The organism is Pseudomonas sp. EGD-AK9, from assembly GCF_000465935.2.
GTDB lineage: Bacteria > Pseudomonadota > Gammaproteobacteria > Pseudomonadales > Pseudomonadaceae > Aquipseudomonas.
Genome location: NZ_AVOF01000199.1, coordinates 1 through 6,284 on the forward strand (window position 1 = coordinate 1; position 6,284 = coordinate 6,284).

The following is a 6,284-nucleotide window of genomic DNA, read 5'->3' on the forward strand; positions in this document are numbered from 1 at the left end:
GTCGGCGCCGGCGCGCCCGGGGCCAGGCCGGACAGGCTCGGCGCCGGCGCACTGTTGACGGCAATGCCGCTGGCCAGGCTGGGCAGCTGGAAATCCAGGGCCGGCAGGTTGGCACTCGGCGTGGCCGCCTGCGGCGTGGGTGGCGTCGGCGGCTGCGGGGTCTGCGGTTGCGGTGGTTGCGGCGCCTGTTGGCGGGTGCGGCTGGAGGTCTCGCTGGCGTTGCCGTCCATGCGCACGAAGTTGGCCACGCTGATCGGCTCTTCGCTCGGCTTGGCGCGGGGCGGGGCGACCATATAGAGCATCAGCGCGAACAGGCCCAGGGCCATCAGGCAGGCGCCGAGAAAGGACAGCGGCAGACGCATCAGTTGACTCCGCTACCGGCGGCCAGCGCCACGTCCTGCACGCCGGCCAGGCGCGCCTGGTCCATGACCTGCACCACCAGGCCGGTGCGTGCGTCCTGATCGGCCTGCACCACCACCGCGCCCTCCGGCTGGTCTACGCGCATGCGCTCGACGTGGGCGCGCACGCTGCGGATGTCCACCGGCTGCTTGTCCATCCACACCTGGCCGTCGGCGGTGACGGCGATGAGGATATTGCCCTTGTCCTGCGGGTTGGCGGTTTCCGCCTGCGGGCGCTGCACTTCGACGCCGGACTCGCGGATAAAGGAGCTGGTGACGATGAAGAAGATCAGCATGATGAAGACCACGTCGAGCATCGGCGTGAGGTCGATGCCGGTGTCTTCGTCCTGCTGGTGGTGACGACGCATTCTCATGTTGGGCGATCTCAGTCGTGACGCAGCTGGTCGGCCAGCCGCTCGATGGCCTGGCTGGCTTCGCGCTCGAGGCGCGCCAGGCTGAACAATCCGGGAATGGCCAGGACCATGCCGGCCATGGTCGGCAGGGTCGCCTGCCAGACGCCGGCGGCCATGCCGCGCGGGTTACCGGTGCCGTTGAGGGCGAGCACGTCGAACACCGCGATCATGCCGACCACGGTGCCGAGCAGGCCGAGCAGCGGATAGAGTGCCACCAGGGTCTTGCTCAGGCTCCGCGGCGCGGCCAGCTGCTGGCGGGCCTGGGCCAGCCAGGCGGCGCGCACCGCCCGCTGCCAGTTGCCGGTGTCGTCGGCCAGCACCTGCTGCCAGGCCTCGCGGCGCTCCTGCACCCAGCGCGGGAAGACCCGGCGCATGTACCAGAAGCGCTCGAACACCAGGGTCCAGAACACCACGCAGAGCGCGGCCAGCGCCCACATCACCACGCCGCCGGCGCCCATGAAGTCGCGCAGCGCATGGGCGCTGTCGACCAGGTGCAGCCAGAAGGCGAACAGCTCAGTCACGGCGCGGCGCTCCCGACAGGTGCAGGGCGATCAGGCCGGCGCTCTGCTGCTCCAGAATCTGGATCAGGCCCTTGCTGCGGCTGGCCAGCAGGCTGTGCAGGAACAGCAGCGGGATGGCCACCACCAGACCCAGCACGGTGGTCACCAGCGCCTGGGAGATGCCGTCGGCCATCAGCCGCGAGTCGCCGCCACCGCTCTGGGTGATGGCCTGGAAGGTGACGATCATGCCGGTCACGGTGCCGAGCAGGCCGAGCAGCGGCGCCACCGCGGCGAGCAGCTTGAGCAGGCCCTGGCCCTTCTCCAGCGGCGGGGTCTCCTGCAAGATCGCCTCGTCCAGCTTCAGCTCCAGGGTTTCCAGATCGGCCAGCTGCGGCTTCGGCCCCAGCACGCCGATCACCCGGCCCAGCGGGTTGTCGCCCCGCGGTGCGCTGAGGTCGTGCATCTGCGCCTTGACGCCGCTGCCGACGCGGCCCAGGTAGACCATGCGCCAGGCCGCCAGGAGCAGGCCGAGCGCGCCGAGCACGACGATCACCCAACCGACCAGGCCGCCCTGCTGCAGGCGATCCCACAGCGTCGGTTGCTGCTGCAGCTGCGCCAGCAGGCTGCCGCGGCTGGGGTCGATGGGCAGCGTGGCGAGGGCGTCGCGGCTGTCCAGGTAGTCTTCGACCTGGCCCAGGCCGGAGGGTTGCCGCGGCGGCGCCACCAGCTCGCCGGCGTCGGCGTCGTAACGCAGGAAGGCGTCCTCGCCGTAGACCGCGAAGGCGCCGACGCGCAGCACCTGCTGCTCGCTGCGCGAGCCATCGGCAGCGACCACCGGCAGCTGCACGCGCTCGATGCGGCCGCTGGCGGCCAGGTCTTCGAGCAGCAGCATCCAGTAGCCGTCGAGGTCTTCGGCAGACGGCAGCGAGCGGCTCTCGGCCAGTGCCTTGAGACGCTTCAGGCGCTCGGGGTACTCGGCGTTGAGCAGGCTGTCCTGCCACTGCCCGGCAACGTCGCCGGCGCTCTGGCGCACCACACCGAACAGCTCGCCGAGGTGGCCGACGCGCTGCGCCAGGAGTTTTTCCTGTTCGGCCAGCTCGGCCTCCTGGCGATCGAACTCGGCCTTCAGCCGCTCGGCCTCGGCCTTCTGCAGGTTCAGTGCAGAGCGGGCGGCGGCCAGCAGTTGCGCCTGCTCGCCGCGCGTGGCGAGGAAGGCCTGCTCGCGCTCCTGCATGGCGCTGACTTCGGCGGCGCGCTCGCTGCGGATGCGCTGCAACAGTTGATCGGGGCTGAGGGTTTCGGCTACGGCGGCCAGCGCCGGCAACAGGCTGAGCGCCAGTACGGCTACAACACGACGACTCATTGGGCGGCCTCCTCGGCCAGGGTCTTGATCGGCAGGGACAGCACGGCGGGCGCCTGCTGCTGGCGGGCAATGGCGATGGCCTGGGTCAGCGGACGCCGCGCGCCGCCGTCGAGCACTTCCCAGGCCTTGGACTGCGGGTTCCACCAGCCGCTCTCGTGGGCGTCGAGGGTCTGGTAATAGAGCATGCTGCGGCCCAGGCGGAGGAATTCGACGCTGCGCGAGTCGCCGTCGGCCTGGCTCAGCTCGCCGCGCCAGGCCTCCAGGGTGCGGCCGTAGTCGCTCTCGATCTGGTAGGCCTCGAGGATGCGCCGGTACTTGTCGGCCAGGCTGACGTCGGCGCGCGGCAGCAGATCCTGCAGCTGGGCCAGACGATCCTCGCGCTCCTCGGGGAGGAACGGCAGGTCGGCGGCGATGAACTGGCCGAGCACCTCGACCATCTTGACCATCTGCGGGCTGACCGCCTCCTGGGTGCGTTCGATGCCGTCCAGCTGCTGCTGGTAGCTGGCCAGTTCCTGGCGCTGCGCTTCGACCAGGTCACGCAGCTGACTGTTATAACCTTTCAATGCCTCAGCCTGCTGCAAGGCATTGCGGTACTCGGTGAGCATTTCGCGGCTGGCATCGTCCAGCTGCTCGACGCGGCCCTGGGAGGCCTTGGCCTCGGCGGCCAGGCGCTGGCTCTCGTCCAGTGCGGCATCCAGCGGTGCGGCAGCCAGCGAACCGCTGGCCAGCATCAGGGCGACGGCCAGGGAGCGAAGGGGGAAGCGATTCATGCGGAGAAGGTCCTCGACAGACGGGCTTGCTGCAAAAAGAGAAACATTATCATCTGCAAAGTACAATCGAAGCAATGGACAAATCGCCGCGCGCAGAACCCGCTCATCCATTGAGCTGGATCAAAGAGCCAATCGATGCATGGCTTAGCATTTATTCCAACCCAGACATCCGCCGACTCGATTGGAGTTCACTATGCACAAGTCGCTGTTCACCGCCTCCCTGCTGGCCCTGGCCATCGCCGCGCCCCTGGCGCAGGCCCACCAGGCCGGCGACATCATCGTGCGCGCCGGCGCCGCCACCGTCGATCCGCGCGAAGACAGCGGCAACATCGATCACGCCGTGCTGGGCAAGGTCCCCGGCAGCGGCGCCACCCTCGACAGCGACACCCAGCTGGGCCTGAACTTCGCCTATATGCTCACCGACCACCTGGGCATCGAACTGCTGGCGGCCACCCCGTTCAGCCACGACGTCGGGGTCAAGGGCATGCCGGGCGCCTTCGCCGGGCTGAACGGCAAGCTGGGCAGCCTCAAGCACCTGCCGCCGACCCTCAGCGCCGTCTACTACCCGCTGGACAAGGCCTCGGCCTTCCAGCCCTACGTCGGCCTGGGCATCAACTACACCTGGTTCTTCGACACCGAGCTGAGCAGCGAGGCCGAAGCCAAGGGCTTCAGCGGCCTGGACCTGAAGGACTCCTGGGGCCTGTCCGGCCAGGTGGGCATGGACTACATGCTGAGCGACCAGCTGATGCTCAACGCCCAGGTGCGCTACATCGACATCGACACCACCGGCACCACCCACCTGGCCGGCGACAAGGTCAAGGTCGACGTGGATGTCGACCCCTTCGTGTACATGGTCGGCCTGGGCTACAAGTTCTAAGCCGTCCTGCAACGAAAGAAGCCGGCATCAGCCGGCTTCTTTCATTCCAGGGGCTACAAGGCGAGCAGACGCCTGAGCCCCTCGCGCAGCGGCGTCGGCGGCGGCAGGCGGTACTGCGCCTGCAGGCGGCGGTTGTCGGCACGGGAATGACGGATATCGCCGGCGCGCGCCGGCAGATGGCTCACCGGCGGCAGGCCGCCACAGAGCGCACCGATCTCCGCCAGCAACTGGTTGAGGCTGACCGCCTGGTTCCAGCCGACGTTGGCCGGCTGCGCGTCGACCTGCGCGCCGGTCAGGCCCTGGACCAGCAGCTCGATCAGATCGCCGACGTAGAAGAAGTCGCGGGTCTGCTCGCCGTCGCCGAACACGCTGATCGGCAGGCCCTGCTGCACGCGCTGGGTGAAGATGCTGATCACCCCGGAATAGGGCGAGGACGGATCCTGGCGCGGACCGTAGATATTGAAGAAGCGGAAGATCGCCGGTTCCAGACCATGCTGGCGGCGGTAGAAATCCAGGTACTGCTCGCTGGCCAGCTTGTCCACCGCGTAGGGGGTCAGCGGCGCCTTGGCGGTGTCCTCGTCGATGGCCTGGCCTTCGCCGTTGTTGCCGTAGACCGCCGCGCTGGAGGCATAGAGCACGCGGCGCACGCCGTGCCGGCGCATGGCCTCGCAGACGTTGAGGGTGCCGACGAAGTTGCTCTGGTGGGTGGCCGCCGGGTCGTCCACCGAGGCCTGCACCGAGGCCACCGCGGCCAGATGCGCCACTGCCGCGCACCCGGCCACCGCCTGGGCAACGACCTCGGCATCGGCGACATCGCCCTCGATCAGGCGCAGGCGCGGATTGTCCAGCGGCAGGTTGCTGCGCTTGCCCATGGACAGGTTGTCCAGCACGCGCACGCCGTGGCCGGCGGCCAGCAGGGCATCGACCAGGTGCGAGCCGATAAAGCCGGCACCGCCGGTTACGAGAATTTCAGCCATGACGGTAATAGCGGTCCAGCAGGCTCGGCAGACCGGCACGCCAGGCGCGCGGCTTGATGCCGAAGGTGTGAAGGATTTTCTTGCAGGCCAGCACTGCGTGCTGCGGCTCGTCGGCGGCGTCCGGGCGGGCGGCGTGGGCCTGCGGCGCGATGTCCTCGACCAGGTTGCTGCGGTAATGGCGCGCCTCGCTCAGCACCGCCTGGCCCAGGCTCAGCGAGGTGCTCGCCTCGTGGCCGCCGTAGTGGTAGGTGCCCCACAAGGGCGATTCGCAGTCGAGCTGCTTGAGCACGGCGAGGATCACCCGCGCGGCATCGTCCACCGGCGTCGGGTTGCCGCGCCGGTCGTCGGCCAAATACAGCGCGTCGTCGCGCTCGGCGCGCTGCAGAAAGCGCCCGAGCAGACCTTCGCGGCTGTCGTCGAGCAGCCAGCCGAAGCGCAGCAGCACATGCCGCGGACAGATCGCCCGCACGCTCTGCTCCAGCCGCCACAGCGCCTGGCCGCGCAACCCCAGCGGAATCGGTTCCTCCTTCTCGCTATAGGCCGTAGCCCGCGAGCCGTCGAACACCCGGTAGCTGGAAGGTTGCAGCAGGACGATGGCGTGATGCTGGCAGAGTTCGGCGAGCCGCTCGACCGCGCGCTCCTGGGTGGCCAGGCGCGCCTCGGCCACCGCTTCGGCCTGAAACCAGTCGAAGTAGTAGGCCAGATTGACCAGGGCATCCGGGCGGGTGTCATCGAGCAACTGGGTCAGGCTGGCGGCATCCCAGCCCGATTCCGGCGGTCTGGGCGCGAGGAAGCCGATGTCTTCCTCGGCGCCGAGACGGATCAGCGCTTGCCCCAGGGCACTACCACCGCCCAGCAGCATCAGGCGCATTCGCATAGGCTAGAGCCCGCTCCGCTTAGAACGGGATGTCGTCGTCGAAGCTGTCGTAGTCCGGCGCTGGCTGCGCCTGCTGTTGCGGCGCGGCGCGCTCCTGACGCGGCGCCTG

At 69.0% G+C, this 6,284-nt stretch carries 7 protein-coding genes and 1 pseudogene; 1 reads left to right on the forward strand and 7 read right to left on the reverse strand.

Annotated elements, in window-relative coordinates; translation table 11 throughout:
- From N878_RS10695 to N878_RS10715, 5 genes and pseudogenes are all read right to left on the reverse strand, one after another.
- Positions 1–362: pseudogene (locus tag N878_RS10695) on the reverse strand (energy transducer TonB); the annotation flags it as partial.
- On the reverse strand, positions 362–772 hold the full coding sequence (locus N878_RS10700) for a biopolymer transporter ExbD (protein WP_031303020.1): 411 nt from the start codon (positions 770–772) through the stop codon (positions 362–364). The gene N878_RS10700 and the pseudogene N878_RS10695, both read right to left, overlap by 1 nt.
- An 11-nt stretch (positions 773–783) precedes the next feature.
- Positions 784–1,332: a MotA/TolQ/ExbB proton channel family protein gene (locus N878_RS10705; protein WP_021443652.1), complete on the reverse strand. Its 549-nt coding sequence runs from the start codon at positions 1,330–1,332 to the stop codon at positions 784–786.
- Positions 1,325–2,674: a MotA/TolQ/ExbB proton channel family protein gene (locus tag N878_RS10710; RefSeq protein ID WP_021443653.1), complete on the reverse strand. Its 1,350-nt coding sequence runs from the start codon at positions 2,672–2,674 to the stop codon at positions 1,325–1,327. The genes N878_RS10705 and N878_RS10710 overlap by 8 nt, the downstream gene beginning before the upstream one ends.
- Positions 2,671–3,444, reverse strand: coding sequence for a DUF3450 domain-containing protein (locus N878_RS10715; RefSeq protein WP_021443654.1), 774 nt, complete (start codon positions 3,442–3,444; stop codon positions 2,671–2,673). The genes N878_RS10710 and N878_RS10715 overlap by 4 nt, the downstream gene beginning before the upstream one ends.
- Positions 3,445–3,637: 193 nt before the next feature.
- On the opposite strand from N878_RS10715, the gene N878_RS10720 reads away from it, so the two are divergent.
- A complete protein-coding gene (locus N878_RS10720; protein WP_021443655.1) occupies positions 3,638–4,321 on the forward strand; it encodes an OmpW family protein in 684 nt (227 codons plus the stop codon).
- Between the two features lie 53 nt (positions 4,322–4,374).
- On the opposite strand, the gene N878_RS10725 is transcribed toward N878_RS10720, so the two are convergent.
- The gene (locus N878_RS10725; protein WP_021443656.1) at positions 4,375–5,298 is read right to left on the reverse strand and encodes an NAD-dependent epimerase/dehydratase family protein; all 924 of its coding nucleotides are present in this window, start codon (positions 5,296–5,298) and stop codon (positions 4,375–4,377) included.
- Positions 5,291–6,175 (reverse strand): sugar nucleotide-binding protein, encoded by an 885-nt coding sequence (locus tag N878_RS10730; RefSeq protein WP_031303021.1) that lies wholly within the window; start codon positions 6,173–6,175, stop codon positions 5,291–5,293. Before N878_RS10730 ends, N878_RS10725 begins: the two co-directional genes overlap by 8 nt.
- Between the last annotated feature and the right edge of the window lie 109 nt (positions 6,176–6,284).